This window comes from Pseudomonas lini (assembly GCF_964063345.1).
In the GTDB taxonomy this organism is placed as follows: Bacteria; Pseudomonadota; Gammaproteobacteria; order Pseudomonadales; family Pseudomonadaceae; genus Aquipseudomonas; species Aquipseudomonas lini_B.
This window is the reverse complement of sequence record NZ_OZ061318.1, coordinates 1556092-1570095: the sequence shown is the minus strand read 5'-3', so window position 1 is coordinate 1570095 and position 14004 is coordinate 1556092. Positions and strand designations below refer to the sequence as shown.

Sequence of the window (14004 nt, the reverse complement as noted above, 5' to 3'; positions counted from 1 at the left end):
GGGCTTGTTACATGTCTGCTTCCCTCGCATTCGTCTTTCCAGGACAGGGTTCGCAGTCCCTCGGCATGCTGGCCGAGTTGGGCGCGCAACATCCGGTGGTCCTCGAAACATTCAAAGAAGCTTCCGATGCTCTGGGTTACGACCTGTGGGCACTGACCCAGCAAGGGCCGGAAGAACAACTCAATCAAACCGATAAAACCCAGCCGGCCATTCTGACCGCCTCAATCGCCTTGTGGCGCCTGTGGCTGGCTGAAGGCGGTGCGCGTCCGGCTTACGTTGCCGGTCACAGCCTGGGCGAATACAGCGCCCTGGTGGCTGCAGGCAGTCTGAGCCTGGGCGACGCGGTGAAGCTGGTAGAGCGTCGCGGTCAGTTGATGCAAGAGGCTGTTCCGGCCGGGCAGGGCGGCATGGCCGCAATCCTTGGTCTGGAAGACGCCGATGTGCTGGCAGCCTGTGCCGAAGCGGCACAAGGCGAAGTGGTTAGCGCGGTGAACTTCAACTCCCCGGGCCAGGTAGTCATCGCTGGCGCCAAGGCTGCGGTCGAGCGCGCCATCGAAGGCTGCAAGGCACGTGGCGCCAAGCGCGCCATGCCATTGCCGGTCAGCGTGCCGTCCCATTGCGAATTGATGCGCCCAGCCGCCGAGCGGTTCGCCGAGTCGATCGCCGCGATCGACTGGCAGGCGCCGCAGATTCCTGTAGTACAGAACGTCAGCGCCAATGTGCCGGCGGATCTGGAAACCCTCAAGCGCGATCTGCTCGAACAGCTCTACAAGCCTGTACGCTGGGTCGAGTCGGTCAAGGCGCTGGCAGCCAAGGGCGCGACCGAACTGGTCGAATGCGGCCCTGGCAAAGTACTTGCCGGTTTGAACAAACGTTGCGCCGAAGGCGTGTCGACCTCTAACCTCAATACCCCAGACGCTTTCGCTGCCGCCCGTGCAGCGCTGGCCTGAACAAGGAGAAGCTTGCATGAGCCTGCAAGGTAAAGTTGCATTGGTCACCGGTGCCAGCCGTGGTATCGGCCAGGCTATCGCTCTGGAATTGGGTCGTCAGGGTGCCATTGTTATCGGCACCGCGACTTCCGCTTCGGGGGCTGAGCGTATCGCTGCGACCCTGAAAGAAAATGGTATTCAGGGCACTGGCCTGGAACTCAATGTCACCAGCGACGAGTCCGTGGCGGCCGTGTTGGCGAGCATTCAGGAGCAATTCGGTGCGCCGGCGATCCTGGTCAATAATGCCGGTATCACCCGCGATAACCTGATGATGCGCATGAAAGATGACGAATGGCATGACGTCGTCGATACCAATCTGAACAGTCTGTTCCGCCTGTCCAAGGGCGTTTTGCGCGGCATGACCAAAGCCCGTTGGGGACGAATTATCAGTATTGGTTCGGTTGTGGGTGCCATGGGCAACGCAGGCCAAGTAAACTATGCTGCCGCCAAGGCCGGTCTGGAAGGTTTCAGCCGTGCACTGGCGCGTGAAGTCGGTTCGCGTTCGATTACGGTAAACTCGGTGGCCCCTGGGTTCATCGACACCGATATGACCCGTGAACTGCCCGAGGCGCAGCGAGAAGCCTTGCAGACGCAGATTCCGCTGGGTCGTCTGGGGCAAGCTCAAGAGATCGCGTCTGTGGTCGCTTTTCTTGCATCCGACGGTGCGGCTTACGTTACTGGGGCTACAATCCCGGTGAACGGCGGGATGTACATGAGTTAAATGTGACGGATTGCTTCAAAAAAATGTCATACGAGCTGTCTAAAATCCGTTATAAAGCTGCAATCTATTTATAGACAGAGGGTCGCCGGGTTTGAGGAGTGAAGCTTTCAGTTGAAAAACTGAAAAGTCTTTCTATACACTTACCCACCGGCCAGCTGCCTGAATTTGTCCATTAGGAGTGAAAACAAGGTATGAGCACCATCGAAGAGCGCGTCAAGAAAATCGTTGCTGAGCAACTGGGCGTTAAAGAAGAAGAAGTGGTCAACACTGCGTCCTTCGTTGAAGACCTGGGTGCCGACTCCCTTGACACCGTTGAGCTGGTGATGGCTCTGGAAGAGGAATTCGAGACCGAAATCCCTGACGAAGAAGCTGAGAAGATCACTACTGTACAAGCCGCAATCGATTACGTTACTAACCATCAGGCTTAATAGCTTGTAATCGTTGCTCGCTGTCATGGAAAAACCGCACTGCCATCATGGCGTGCGGTTTTTTCTTTAGGCCTGATGCAAAGTCGTCATTTGAAAAAGGAGAGTGCTGTGTCGCGTAGACGCGTCGTAGTCACCGGTATGGGTATGTTGTCGCCACTGGGCACGGATGTGCCGAGCAGCTGGCAGGGCATTCTGGCTGGCCGCAGTGGCATTGGTCTGATCGAACACACCGACCTTTCTGCCTATTCCACCCGTTTTGGCGGTTCGGTAAAGGGCTTCAATGTCGAGGAATACCTGTCGGTCAAGGAAGCTCGCAAACTCGACCTGTTCATTCAGTACGGTCTGGCTGCAGGTTTTCAAGCCGTGCGTAACGCAGGTCTTGAGGTCACCGACGCTAACCGCGAGCGGATTGGCGTGGCCATGGGCTCGGGTATTGGCGGTCTGACCAATATCGAAGAAACCAGCCGTACGCTGCATGATTCCGGCCCGCGACGGATCTCTCCGTTTTTTGTGCCTGGTTCGATCATCAATATGATTTCCGGTTTCCTGTCCATCCATCTGGGGGCACAGGGACCTAACTACGCCATCGCCACGGCGTGTACCACCGGTACGCACTGCATTGGCATGGCGGCACGCAACATCATGTACGACGAAGCCGACGTGATGATCGCCGGTGGTGCCGAGATGGCCGCGTGTGGTCTGGGCATGGGTGGCTTCGGTGCCTCCCGCGCATTGTCGACCCGCAACGACGAGCCGACCCGTGCCAGCCGTCCATGGGACAAGGGCCGTGATGGCTTCGTGCTGTCCGACGGCGCCGGTGCACTGGTGCTCGAAGAACTGGAGCACGCCAAGGCCCGTGGCGCGACCATCTACGCCGAGCTGATCGGTTTCGGCACCAGTGGCGATGCTTACCACATGACCTCGCCACCGGCCGATGGCGCGGGTGCTGCGCGTTGCATCACCAATGCCTTGCGTGATGCGAAGATCAATGGCGATCAGGTTCAATACATCAACGCCCACGGCACTTCGACCTCGGCGGGCGACCTCGCCGAAGCCTGTGCGATCAAATCCGTGTTCGGCGATCACGCCTACAAGCTGGCGGTCAGTTCGACCAAATCCATGACCGGTCACCTGTTGGGTGCGGCGGGCGCGGTCGAGGCGATTTTCAGCGTACTGGCAATCAACAGCCAGGTAGCACCGCCGACCATCAACCTCGATGAGCCGGACGAAGGCTGCGACCTCGACTTCGTACCCCACACCGCGCGTGGCATGGATATCGACGTGGTGCTGTCCAACTCCTTCGGATTTGGCGGTACCAATGGCTCGCTGGTGTTCCGCCGGTTCGCTGACTGATGGACAGCTGGGTCGACGGTCAACCGGCTGACGCTTTGTCGCTGAAGGATCGCGGCCTGGCTTACGGTGATGGTCTGTTCGAGACCATCGCAGTCAAGAGCGGGCAGCCGCTGCTGCTGGATCGACATTTGTCGCGTCTGGCGCAGGGTTGTTCGCGCCTGGCGATTGCCGCTGATCATGAATTGATCCGCGCGGAGCTGCTGGCCTATGCCGCCGCGCTGGGCGAGGGCGTGCTCAAACTCATCCTCACTCGTGGCGATAGCCTGCGCGGTTATGCCGCCGATCCCTCGGCTCAGGCTCGACGTATTCTGCAAGGCAATCCTCCTGCTGCTTATCCGGCTGTTCATGCGGAGCAGGGCATTCGGCTGTTTCCTTGTGCGACACGGCTTTCACAACAGCCATTGCTCGCCGGCCTCAAACATCTGAATCGTCTGGAGCAGGTCATCGCCCGTTCCGAATGGCAGGACACCGAGCATGCCGAAGGTTTGATGCTGGATCAGGCCGGGCGGGTGATCGAAGGCGTGTTCAGCAATCTGTTCCTGGTGCGCGATGGCGTGCTGGTTACGGCCGATCTCAAACGCTGTGGCGTGGCGGGCGTGATGCGTGCCGAATTATTGTTTCAAGCCGAGTCATTGGGGATTCCCACGCAAATCACCGATATCACCCTTGAGCAGCTGCAATGGGCTGACGAGGTCTTTGTCTGCAACAGCGTGTATGGCGTTTGGCCGGTGCGTGCCTATGCGGCACTGAGCTGGCCGGTTGGGCCGCTCACCCGTAAACTCCAAACCATTGCTCGTGCGCTACTGGATGCTTGATTCGTGAGACGTAAATTCTTGCTGCTGCTGGAAACCGGATTGGTTCTGGCGGGGCTGTTGGCGGGCGCTTGCGCCTGGAAAATCGATTCGGCGCTGGAACAGCCGCTGAATATCGCCCAGGAAGAGCTGCTGGAAGTGCCCAAAGGCACTACGCCGAACCGCACCTTCCTTCGACTCGAAGCCGATGGCGTCATCAAAGACGCTTTCTGGCTGCGTGTGTATTGGCGCTTTAATCTGGCAGGGCAACCGTTGCACAGCGGCGAATACCGCATGGTGCCCGGTATGACAGTCAACGGGCTGATCGACCTGTGGAAGCGCGGAGAAATGGTGCAGTACAGCCTGACGCTGGTCGAAGGCTGGAATTTTCATCAGGTTCGCGCAGCCTTGGCCAAGGATGAAAAACTCGAGCAGACCCTCAATGGTCTGAGCGACAGCCAAGTGATGGATAAGCTCGGGCACAACGGGATTTTCCCCGAGGGGCGATTCTTCCCCGATACGTATCGTTTCGTGCGGGGCATGACCGACGCCGATCTGCTCAAGAAAGCTTACGACCGCCTCGACGAGGTTCTCGCCAAGGAATGGAACCAGCGCGCTGCCGACGTCCCCTACACCGAGCCCTATCAGGCGCTGATCATGGCCTCGCTGGTGGAAAAGGAAACCGGTGTGCCGCAGGAGCGTCGGCAGATCGCCGGCGTGTTCGTGCGGCGCATGGAAATGGGCATGCTGTTGCAGACTGATCCGACCGTGATTTACGGTCTGGGTGACCGTTACAATGGCAAGTTGACCCGCGCTCATCTCAAGGAGCCGACGCCGTATAACACTTACATGATTGCTGGCCTGCCGCCGACGCCGATTGCGATGGTGGGCCGCGAAGCGATCCATGCGGCATTGAATCCGGCGGACGGCAACAGCCTGTATTTTGTCGCGCGCGGTGATGGCAGCCACGTGTTCTCCGATGATCTGGACGCCCACAACAATGCGGTGCGCGAGTTCCAGATCAATCGACGTGCCGATTACCGTTCCAGCCCTGCGCCGACTGTTACGCCGCCGACTGAGGATGCTCAGGCGCCAATCCCGGCAGCTTCGCCCGACACGACGATCGAAGAAATGCCGCCAGTAGCGCCGCAAGATTCCGGGCAAGACTCTGTACAAGAACTAGAGCCTGCACAAGAACCTGCGCCAGCACCCGAAGCGGATGCGCCCGCGCCGCAAAGCCCGCAATGACTCTGATTAAGGACTGCCTGTGACTGGCTTGTTTATTACCCTGGAAGGCCCGGAAGGTGCCGGCAAGAGCACCAATCGCGAATACCTGGCCGAACGTCTGCGCGCCGCCGGGATCGAGGTGGTGTTGACCCGGGAGCCCGGCGGCACGCCCTTGGCCGAGCGGATCCGTGACGTGCTGTTGGCGCCGGTCGATGAGGTCATGAACCCCGACACCGAGCTGTTGTTGGTGTTCGCCGCGCGAGCCCAGCATCTGGCCGAAGTGATCCGCCCGGCGCTGGCCCGTGGCGCGGTAGTCCTGTGCGATCGCTTTACTGATTCGACCTATGCCTACCAGGGCGGTGGTCGTGGTTTGTCGCTGGAGCGCATCGCGACCCTCGAAACGTTCGTCCAGGGCGATCTGCGTCCGGACTTGACGCTGATCTTCGATCTGCCGGTAGAAGTGGGCCTGGCCCGCGCCAGTGCCCGCGGTCGGCTGGACCGCTTCGAGCTTGAAGGCCGAGCGTTTTTCGATGCGGTGCGCACTGCCTTCCTCGAGCGCGCCAAAGCGGATCCTGCGCGTTATGTCCTGGTGGATGCCGCTCAGCCGCTGGCGCAGGTTCAGCAGTCTCTGGATGCCTTGTTGCCACGTCTGCTGGAGCTGATCCGTGGCTGAAGCCTATCCATGGCAGGACAGTCTCTGGGAGCAATTGGCCGGGCGTGCCCAACACGCTCACGCCTATTTGCTGCATGGCCCGGCCGGCATCGGCAAGCGTGCGCTGGCCGAGCGTCTGATGGCCCGTTTGTTGTGCCAGCGTCCGAGCGCCGAGGGCGCTTGCGGTGAGTGCAAATCCTGCTTGTTGCTGAAGGCCGGCAGTCACCCCGACAACTACATCCTGGAGCCGGAAGAAGCAGACAAGGCGATCAAGGTCGATCAGGTGCGTGATCTGGTCAGCTTCGTGGTTCAGACCGCGCAGATGGGCGGGCGCAAAGTGGTGCTGATCGAACCGGTCGAATCGATGAACATCAACGCCGCCAACGCCTTGCTGAAAAGCCTTGAAGAACCATCCGGCGACACCGTTTTGCTGTTGGTCAGCCACCAGACCAGCCGTCTGCTGCCGACCATCAAGAGCCGCTGCGTGCAGCAGGCCTGTCCGTTGCCGAGTGAAGCGATGAGTCTGGCTTGGCTGGCCAGCGCGTTGCCGGACTGTTCGGAAGAAGAGCGCATTGAACTGCTGACCCTCGCCGCCGGTTCGCCATTGGCCTCGGTCAAATTGCAGGCGCAAGGCGTGCGCGAGCAGCGGGCTCTGGTGGTCGAGGGCGTGAAGAAGTTGCTCAAGCAACAGCAATCGCCGACCCAGTTGGCCGAGGAGTGGAAAACCATTCCCATGTTGCTGCTGTTCGACTGGTTCTGCGACTGGTCGAGCCTGATCCTGCGTTATCAATTGACTCAGGATGAAGCGGGGCTGGGGCTGGCGGACATGCGCAAGGTGATTCAATACCTGGCGCAGAAATCCGCACAGGACAAAGTCCTGAATATCCAGGACTGGATCCTCGCCCAGCGCCAGAAAGTGATGAGCAAAGCCAACCTCAATCCTGCGTTGTTGCTGGAGGCGCTGTTGGTGCAATGGGTATCCTTGCCTACCCAGAAGTGACTAGACTCTGATCATCCGAAATGGAGGTCAGTATGAATGAACCTGTCAGTCCGGGGCCGCGCAACGGCATCTTGTCCCTGACCATCAAGGACAGGGCCGTGCTCTACGCGGCCTACATGCCATTCATCAAGAATGGTGGCCTGTTTATCCCGACCAACAAAAGCTACAAGTTGGGCGATGAGGTCTTCATGTTGCTGCACCTGATGGATGAACCGGAAAAGATTCCGGTCGCCGGCAAGGTCACCTGGATCACCCCCAAAGGTGCCCAGGGCAACCGCGCCGCCGGGGTTGGCGTGCAATTCAACGAAGGCGACAACACCGCGCGCAGTCGAATCGAAACCCATCTGGCCGGAGCCCTGAAGTCCGACCGTCCCACTCATACGATGTAAGTTGCAGTCCTTTTATGCTCGTAGATTCCCATTGTCACCTTGATCGCCTCGACCTCACCGCCCACGACGGCTCTCTGGATGCTGCGCTCGATGCGGCCCGTGCGCGCGGGGTAGGGCACTTTCTGTGCATTGGCGTCAGCGCCGATAACGCCGCCGACGTCAAAGCCCTGGCCGAACGTTACGACGATGTCGACTGTTCGGTCGGCGTGCATCCACTCGATGTGCAGCCGGGTGCCGCACCGGCGCTGGATTGGCTGTTGCGCGAACTCAATCATCCGCGAGTGGTGGCGATTGGTGAAACCGGTCTGGATTATCACTACGAGCCGGAAGCGGCAGCGTTGCAGCAGGAATCGTTCCGCCTGCACCTGCAAGCGGCGCAACAGACCGGCAAACCGGTGATCATCCATACCCGTGGCGCGCGGGCCGATACCCTTGAGCTGCTGCGCGAAGCGGCACTGCCTCAGGCGGGCGTGCTGCATTGCTTCACCGAAGACTGGGAGATGGCCAGGGCTGCGCTGGACATGGGGTATTACATTTCCTTGTCCGGTATTGTCACTTTTCGCAATGCCGATGCCCTGCGGGATGTGGCCAGCAAGGTGCCAGCTGACCGGTTGCTGGTTGAAACCGACTCGCCGTACCTGGCGCCGATCCCTTATCGCGGCAAACCGAACCTGCCGCAATACGTGCGTGAGGTAGCGGAATTTCTGGCAATGTTGCGAGGCGAGTCCTACGAGCGATTTGCCGAGCAGACCACCGATAATTTCAAGCGTTTATTCCCGTTGGCGCACGTCAGGGCATCGGTGTAACGTTAGAAAAGATCGCAGCCTGTGGGGTTTTTGGTCGCTGAATCGCAGGCAAAAAAAACCCGGGTTCTGGGGGGTGAATCCGGGTTAAGACCATTAGGAGTAAAACAAAGGCACGCAATCCTTTGGTACCTTCATCGGCGCGACACTTGGGGGAGATGCCTCGCCGACAGTTGAAGTATTGATCAGTATTGCGCCGAGTCCAGTTTAGCTGGTCGGGTTTTTAAACAAATTTGGAATACGCGCGCTTCGGTTGAGTTCTCATCAACCGGCGAGGGTGTGCGAATTCATCAAGAAACACATATATGGTCGGATGATCCGTGCATTTTGGCGTAAGTTAGGCATAATACGCGGCTTCGAATTTTGACCCCTACAGACCTTTTCTTATGCATAAAGAACCTCGTAAGGTCCGTGAGTTTCGTCGCCGCGAGCAAGAAATTCTCGATACCGCGCTCAAGCTGTTCCTCGACCAAGGTGAAGACAGTGTCACCGTCGAGATGATTGCTGATGCCGTCGGTATCGGCAAAGGCACGATCTACAAGCACTTCAAATCCAAGGCGGAGATCTATCTGCGCCTGATGCTCGATTACGAGCGCGATTTGAACGAGCTGTTGCATTCGGCCGATGTCGATAAGGACAAGGAAGCCCTGTCCCGGGCCTACTTCGAATTCCGCATGCGCGATCCGCAACGCTATCGGTTGTTCGATCGCCTGGAAGAAAAGGTGGTCAAGGGCAACCAGGTGCCGGAGATGGTCGAGGAACTGCACAAGATCCGCGCCTCGAACTTCGAACGCCTGACCCTGCTGATCAAGGGTCGGATCAGCGAAGGCAAGCTTGAAGACGTGCCGCCTTACTTCCATTACTGCGCGGCCTGGGCGCTGGTGCACGGCGCCGTGGCGCTGTATCACTCGCCGTTCTGGAGCAACGTGCTGGAAGATCAGGAAGGTTTCTTCCAGTTCCTGATGGACATCGGCGTGCGCATGGGCAACAAGCGCAAGCGCGATACCGACACGCCGAGCAGCTGAACCATTCAGTTGCCTTATTGCGCCATGATTTAGCTACATGGCGCAGTACCGCAGGAATATACTCAGGCATAGGGCTTGCTAAAACTTGATTTGTGAGTCAAGTTTTGCGCGTTCGAATCTTCTTTCGCCGGAGTGATCCATGATCGTTGACCGTCAAGGCAGGCGTTTTCGCAATTTGCGGATCAGTCTGACCTCAGCCTGCAATTACGCTTGTACCTACTGCGTGCCCAACGGCAAGCGGCTGGTGGCTGCGCAGGATGAGTTGTCGGCGGAGGCCATGGCACGCGGCGTGGCCTATCTGATCGAGGCGGCGGGCATCGAGCGTTTGCGCATTACCGGTGGCGAGCCACTGGTCAGTCCCAAACTCGAAGCCTTCATGACCGCCGTCGGGCAGATGGGCCTGGCGGACATCAGCCTGACCACCAATGGTCAGTTGCTGGCGAAGAAGCTGCCGCTACTGGTGGACGCCGGCATTCGGCGCATCAACGTTTCCCTCGATACCCTGGATGCCAGCGCTTTTCGCAGCATTGCGCGCGGCGGCGATCTGGCGACCGTCCTCGACGGCATGGACCAGGCCGCCGCAGCCGGCATGAAGATCAAGGTCAATATGGTGCCGTTGCGTGGGCAGAACCTGGATCAGGTGATGCCGTTGCTCGACTACTGCCTGGAGCGCGGCTACGAGTTACGCTTCATCGAGTTGATGCGCATGGGCCACCTGGCCAGCGACTCCAACGCCTTCCTGCAGCAGTTCGTCAGCCTTCAGCAGTTGCTGAGCCTGATCGGTGAGCGCTACGAGTACCTTCAGGCCGATGCGCCGGTCGATGCCACGGCGGTGCGTTACCAGATTCCGGGGCTGGGCCACTTCGGCGTGATCGCCAACGAAAGCGTTCCGTTTTGCCGCACCTGTTCGCGTCTACGTTTGTCGTCCACTGGTTGGCTGCATGGCTGCCTGTCGTCGAGCAATCGCCACTATGTCGGCGACTTGCTGGACAAGCCTCGTCATCAGGCGCTGCCGGCGCTGCAGCGACTGTTGGTTAAGGCGTTGGGAGACAAGCAGGAAGTGGCGTTCTCCGGTGGCGCGACCATCATGAAAATCATCGGCGGCTGATCGGGCCTCATCGCGGGCAAGCCACGCTCCCACAGGTCATCTGTCAGCCGTAGTTTCCACATTCGACACATGACCTGTGGGAGCGTGGCTTGCCCGCGATAGCTATCCTCCATTCACCCCCAAAAACAACTGACACACCCCCCTGCACGTTGAGCTGGCGCAAAAGCTGCATCCCATGGCCATTCGCCGGTTTTCCGTCACCGGCCTCTGGAGGGTAGGATGCGTAGCCTGGTTTTGCTGCTGGCCGTTTTGGCGCTTGGTGGCTGCATGAATGTCAGCGATATGGCTGAAGGGACTCGCTACCACATGAGCGACGCGGGCCTGCTGGACCACAGCGACAGCCGTCGTGTGAATAACTTCCGCATTCAGCCGGACTCGTTCATCTACATCGCCCAGGGTGCCTTCGCGCCGCCGGGCAGTGCCTACCCGCGTCCTAACGTGGTGGCCGAAGAGGCCTTCAACGGCTTTATCGAATATTTCCCGATGGTCCGCCGCGCCCGCGCGCCGGAAGGCCTCGACGCTGCCATGGGCGAAGCCCGTGCCGCTGGTGCCCATTACCTGCTTTACACGCGTTTCGCCAAAGCCGACGACCGCATCGGCAACTCGGACGAATGGCTCGACCAGGAACACGTGGATCGCCTTGGCATCGACAACGGCGTGATTCAGATCATGTTGATCGAGACCAGCACCCAGTATTTGATTGATACTGCACGTATCAAGAGTCGTGGCGGTTTACTGACGTTCCACGACAACAAGCCAGAAGACTTGCTGGGCCCGCCGCTGGAGCAATACGCTCGTAGCCTGCTGGGGCTCAGCGACCAGTAATTCAAAGGAGAACGCCATGAGTGGCCCGCAAAAAGCCAACGACCTGTTGGGGCAAATCCCCAAAACCAAAGGCTTGCCGCCGGTCCACTTGTGGAATCCCGACTTCTGCGGCGATATCGACATGCGCATCGCCCGCGACGGCACCTGGTATTACTTGGGCACGCCGATCGGGCGCAAGCCGATGGTCAAGCTGTTCTCCACCATCATGCGCCGCGATGGCGATGATTACTTTCTGATTACCCCGGTCGAAAAGGTTGGCATCAAGGTCGACGATGCGCCGTTCGTGGCGATTGCCGTAGAGGTCGAAGGCGAGGGTGAAGCTCAGGTCTTGCGCTTTACCACCAACGTCGATGAAACGGCCGATGCCGGCGCCGAGCACCCTATGCGTGTAGTGATCGATCCGGTAACTCAGGAACCCGCGCCGTACGTGCATGTGCGCACCAACCTTGAAGCGCTGATTCACCGCAATGTGTTCTACCAATTGGTGGAGCTGGCGGTGACCCGTGAAATTGACGGGCAGCGTTGGCTGGGCGTGTGGAGCGGAGGCGAATTCTTCCCTATCGGGCTTGAGCCGTAAGGGGCTGAGCGCTGGAAACGAAACGGCCCGTTATTGCAACGGGCCGTTTTTTTATGGGCTTACAAACCTTTGCTCTTGAGTCGCGCGGCATGTTCAAGGTAGAGCATGACCGGGCTCACGTTCCAACTGTTGATCCCGGCCATCTGATTGACTGCGTCGAAATGGTCCATGGGGTAATCCGAGCGGATCACTTTGCCCAGATGCGAGCTGTATTGACCGACCAGTCCATCGTTGGCGTGCTTCTCTTTATAAAATAATTTCGACAGCACTTTACAGTTCAAATGGGTAGGGTCGAGGAGTTGCAGGCTTTGGAACTTCTGCACGATCCCGCTCCAGGAGTAGTAATACACGCCGTTTTCAACTTCGTTGCCTTCCCCGCCCCAAACCTTTGGCATCCCTTGCGGGTACTTGCGATTGAAGGCAGCCAATCCTGCGCTGGTCAGCGATTCGAACGCCGCTTGAGGGTCCACGGGATTTTCCGGGTGGCCACTGATCAACGAAATGAAGGTGCCGACTGCGCTTAACAAAGCTAATACGAACGCTTCGGGCAACTCTCCGGGCGTCAGTGCCTTATGCAATTGGTCGGCAATCTCGGAGCCATGATTGGGGCAACTGACAGACGTGACCGACGCAACCTTTTCCGGGTGCAGCGCTGCTACGTAACGTGCGGCCAAGGGGCCTTGGCTATGGCCGATCAGATTGACCTTGGCAGCTCCGGTTTCCAGCAAAATGCGGTTGACGTGTTCGAGCAGTTTTTCGCCGCGTTCCTCATTACCGTTGACGGTTGGAATATTCACGGCAAACACCTGGGCGCCGGCGCGTTCCAGGGCTTCCTCGATTTCGAAGAAGTAGGGATAACCGGCGATTTTATCGAAGCCGAAAAGACCGTGAACCAACACAATGGGGTATTTCGTAGACGCATCCATGTCCATGTTCATACCTATCAATAGCGGATTTGAAGGGGAGCAGATCGCTGACTGCCCGATCTGCTGCGGCTAACCGTAGTTTACAAAGTGGATGGGATCAAAGCGCTTCGGGCAGGATTCGGACGAACAGCCATGTCCATATTGGCGGGGCAGCTGATAATCCAATTGACACCCAATCATATGATGATTAGCGTAGACATCCATCGCGAACGGCTTTGTGTCGTTTGTTTTTTATCACTGGTCGACGAGGTGCCCATGTCCAGCAGTTTTCATGCGTCGACGGTCGACTGGCTGGGGTGCTGGATCGCTGCCGGCCAGGTAAAGCCCGGCGAAACCATCAAGGTCGAAGCCGATCTGGGCGAGCAGCTCGGTGTGAGTCGTACGGTCATCCGCGAAGCCATCAAAACCCTGGTGGCCAAAGGCATGCTCGAAGTCGGGCCAAAGGTCGGCACACGCGTATTGCCGGTGCGGCGCTGGAATCTCTTCGATCCGCAAGTCGTTGGCTGGCTATCGCGCAGCGGCTTACCGGAAAACTTCGTCGACGACTTGCTCGACCTGCGCCGCACCATCGAACCCATGGCGGTGCGCTGGGCCTGCGAGCGGGCGACGGTGGAACAAGTGCAAGCCGTACTCCAGGCCTATAACGCGCTGGAACGGGCAGTGCACAGCGGCATCGATTACAACCGTGCCGACCAGTTCTTCCACGAGTGCATCCTCGCCGCCAGCCACAATCAATTCATCGAACAAATGGTTCCGGCCCTTGGCGCGTTGCTGGCAGTGTCTTTCGAAGTGTCTGCCGCCGACCCGGACGAACTGCGCCGCACCTTGCCTATCCACAAAGACATGGCCGACGCCATCGCCGCCCGGGATGCCGCGCGGGGGGTATGGGCTTGCATGACCCTGATCGATAACGCGGACCTGGCGATCAAACGCTTCTACCCCCAGGTCATGGCCGACAAGAAGGCTAGCTGACAATAAAGAACCCTGTGGGAGCGGGCTGTGTGGCGCCGGTAAGTAAGAAATTTGAGCGACGAGAATCCTGTGGGAGCGTGGCTTGCCCGCGAAAAATGCACCGCGGTTTTTCAGGTATTACGCGTTATCGTTCTTCGCGGGCAAGCCACGCTCCCACAGGGTTCTGCGTTTTAACTTATACAGGCTCGCTTCCACATAAAAGCAAAAAGACAGGAGGT

16 protein-coding genes are annotated in these 14004 nt (G+C 58.7%); 15 read left to right on the top strand and 1 reads right to left on the bottom strand.

The annotated features are described in order from the left end of the window. Window positions 1-11: 11 nt before the first annotated feature. The 14 genes from fabD (at window position 12) to AB3226_RS07040 (ending at window position 11888) form a co-directional block, all read left to right on the top strand. On the top strand, window positions 12-950 hold the full coding sequence (gene fabD, locus AB3226_RS07105; RefSeq protein WP_367372547.1) for an ACP S-malonyltransferase: 939 nt from the start codon (window positions 12-14) through the stop codon (window positions 948-950). 16 nt (window positions 951-966) lie between these two features. Then, window positions 967-1710 (top strand): 3-oxoacyl-ACP reductase FabG, encoded by a 744-nt coding sequence (fabG, locus tag AB3226_RS07100; protein WP_008014356.1) that lies wholly within the window; start codon window positions 967-969, stop codon window positions 1708-1710. A 191-nt stretch (window positions 1711-1901) separates the two neighbouring features. Further along, window positions 1902-2138 (top strand): acyl carrier protein, encoded by a 237-nt coding sequence (acpP, locus tag AB3226_RS07095; RefSeq protein ID WP_003442511.1) that lies wholly within the window; start codon window positions 1902-1904, stop codon window positions 2136-2138. Window positions 2139-2246: 108 nt separating this feature from the next. After that, a complete protein-coding gene (fabF, locus tag AB3226_RS07090) occupies window positions 2247-3491 on the top strand; it encodes a beta-ketoacyl-ACP synthase II (protein WP_052964851.1) in 1245 nt (414 codons plus the stop codon). Then, window positions 3491-4306 carry an aminodeoxychorismate lyase gene (gene pabC / locus AB3226_RS07085; protein WP_367372546.1) on the top strand — a complete coding sequence of 272 codons (816 nt, stop codon included), beginning with the start codon at window positions 3491-3493 and terminating at the stop codon, window positions 4304-4306. Before fabF ends, pabC begins: the two co-directional genes overlap by 1 nt. Before the next feature lie 3 nt (window positions 4307-4309). After that, the gene (gene mltG, locus AB3226_RS07080) at window positions 4310-5530 is read left to right on the top strand and encodes an endolytic transglycosylase MltG (protein WP_367372545.1); all 1221 of its coding nucleotides are present in this window, start codon (window positions 4310-4312) and stop codon (window positions 5528-5530) included. 19 nt (window positions 5531-5549) lie between these two features. Next, entirely contained in the window at window positions 5550-6182 is a 633-nt protein-coding gene (gene tmk, locus AB3226_RS07075) for a dTMP kinase (RefSeq protein ID WP_367372544.1), read from the top strand. Then, window positions 6175-7161, top strand: coding sequence for a DNA polymerase III subunit delta' (locus AB3226_RS07070; RefSeq protein WP_367372543.1), 987 nt, complete (start codon window positions 6175-6177; stop codon window positions 7159-7161). Before tmk ends, AB3226_RS07070 begins: the two co-directional genes overlap by 8 nt. Window positions 7162-7193: 32 nt before the next feature. Further along, window positions 7194-7550 (top strand): PilZ domain-containing protein, encoded by a 357-nt coding sequence (locus AB3226_RS07065; RefSeq protein WP_305502880.1) that lies wholly within the window; start codon window positions 7194-7196, stop codon window positions 7548-7550. A 14-nt stretch (window positions 7551-7564) separates the two neighbouring features. Beyond that, window positions 7565-8356, top strand: coding sequence for a TatD family hydrolase (locus tag AB3226_RS07060; RefSeq protein ID WP_367372542.1), 792 nt, complete (start codon window positions 7565-7567; stop codon window positions 8354-8356). Between the two features lie 383 nt (window positions 8357-8739). Next, window positions 8740-9378, top strand: a complete 639-nt coding sequence (locus AB3226_RS07055) for a TetR/AcrR family transcriptional regulator (RefSeq protein WP_186611511.1) — start codon at window positions 8740-8742, stop codon at window positions 9376-9378. A gap of 139 nt (window positions 9379-9517) precedes the next feature. Then, window positions 9518-10486 carry a GTP 3',8-cyclase MoaA gene (locus tag AB3226_RS07050; protein WP_123357798.1) on the top strand — a complete coding sequence of 323 codons (969 nt, stop codon included), beginning with the start codon at window positions 9518-9520 and terminating at the stop codon, window positions 10484-10486. A 219-nt stretch (window positions 10487-10705) separates the two neighbouring features. Continuing rightward, window positions 10706-11311, top strand: coding sequence for a DUF4823 domain-containing protein (locus AB3226_RS07045; RefSeq protein WP_305425736.1), 606 nt, complete (start codon window positions 10706-10708; stop codon window positions 11309-11311). 16 nt (window positions 11312-11327) lie between these two features. Further along, window positions 11328-11888: a DUF1285 domain-containing protein gene (locus tag AB3226_RS07040; protein WP_367372541.1), complete on the top strand. Its 561-nt coding sequence runs from the start codon at window positions 11328-11330 to the stop codon at window positions 11886-11888. 59 nt (window positions 11889-11947) lie between these two features. On the opposite strand, the gene AB3226_RS07035 is transcribed toward AB3226_RS07040, so the two are convergent. After that, a complete protein-coding gene (locus AB3226_RS07035; RefSeq protein WP_367375768.1) occupies window positions 11948-12820 on the bottom strand; it encodes an esterase/lipase family protein in 873 nt (290 codons plus the stop codon). Window positions 12821-13069: 249 nt separating this feature from the next. On the opposite strand from AB3226_RS07035, the gene AB3226_RS07030 reads away from it, so the two are divergent. Further along, window positions 13070-13786, top strand: coding sequence for a FadR/GntR family transcriptional regulator (locus AB3226_RS07030; protein ID WP_367372540.1), 717 nt, complete (start codon window positions 13070-13072; stop codon window positions 13784-13786). Window positions 13787-14004: the final 218 nt, after the last annotated feature.

Bases quoted from the DNA above. Each gene is read 5' to 3' on its own strand.
- AB3226_RS07040 (WP_367372541.1), top strand. From the start codon at position 11,328: ATGAGTGGCCCGCAAAAAGCCAACGACCTGTTGGGGCAAATCCCCAAA.
- AB3226_RS07030 (WP_367372540.1), top strand. From the start codon at position 13,070: ATGTCCAGCAGTTTTCATGCGTCGACGGTCGACTGGCTGGGGTGCTGG.
- pabC (WP_367372546.1), top strand. From the start codon at position 3,491: ATGGACAGCTGGGTCGACGGTCAACCGGCTGACGCTTTGTCGCTGAAG.
- AB3226_RS07050 (WP_123357798.1), top strand. From the start codon at position 9,518: ATGATCGTTGACCGTCAAGGCAGGCGTTTTCGCAATTTGCGGATCAGT.
- AB3226_RS07035 (WP_367375768.1), bottom strand. From the start codon at position 12,820: ATGGACATGGATGCGTCTACGAAATACCCCATTGTGTTGGTTCACGGT.
- AB3226_RS07055 (WP_186611511.1), top strand. From the start codon at position 8,740: ATGCATAAAGAACCTCGTAAGGTCCGTGAGTTTCGTCGCCGCGAGCAA.
- acpP (WP_003442511.1), top strand. From the start codon at position 1,902: ATGAGCACCATCGAAGAGCGCGTCAAGAAAATCGTTGCTGAGCAACTG.
- fabG (WP_008014356.1), top strand. From the start codon at position 967: ATGAGCCTGCAAGGTAAAGTTGCATTGGTCACCGGTGCCAGCCGTGGT.
- AB3226_RS07045 (WP_305425736.1), top strand. From the start codon at position 10,706: ATGCGTAGCCTGGTTTTGCTGCTGGCCGTTTTGGCGCTTGGTGGCTGC.
- AB3226_RS07060 (WP_367372542.1), top strand. From the start codon at position 7,565: ATGCTCGTAGATTCCCATTGTCACCTTGATCGCCTCGACCTCACCGCC.
- AB3226_RS07065 (WP_305502880.1), top strand. From the start codon at position 7,194: ATGAATGAACCTGTCAGTCCGGGGCCGCGCAACGGCATCTTGTCCCTG.
- fabD (WP_367372547.1), top strand. From the start codon at position 12: ATGTCTGCTTCCCTCGCATTCGTCTTTCCAGGACAGGGTTCGCAGTCC.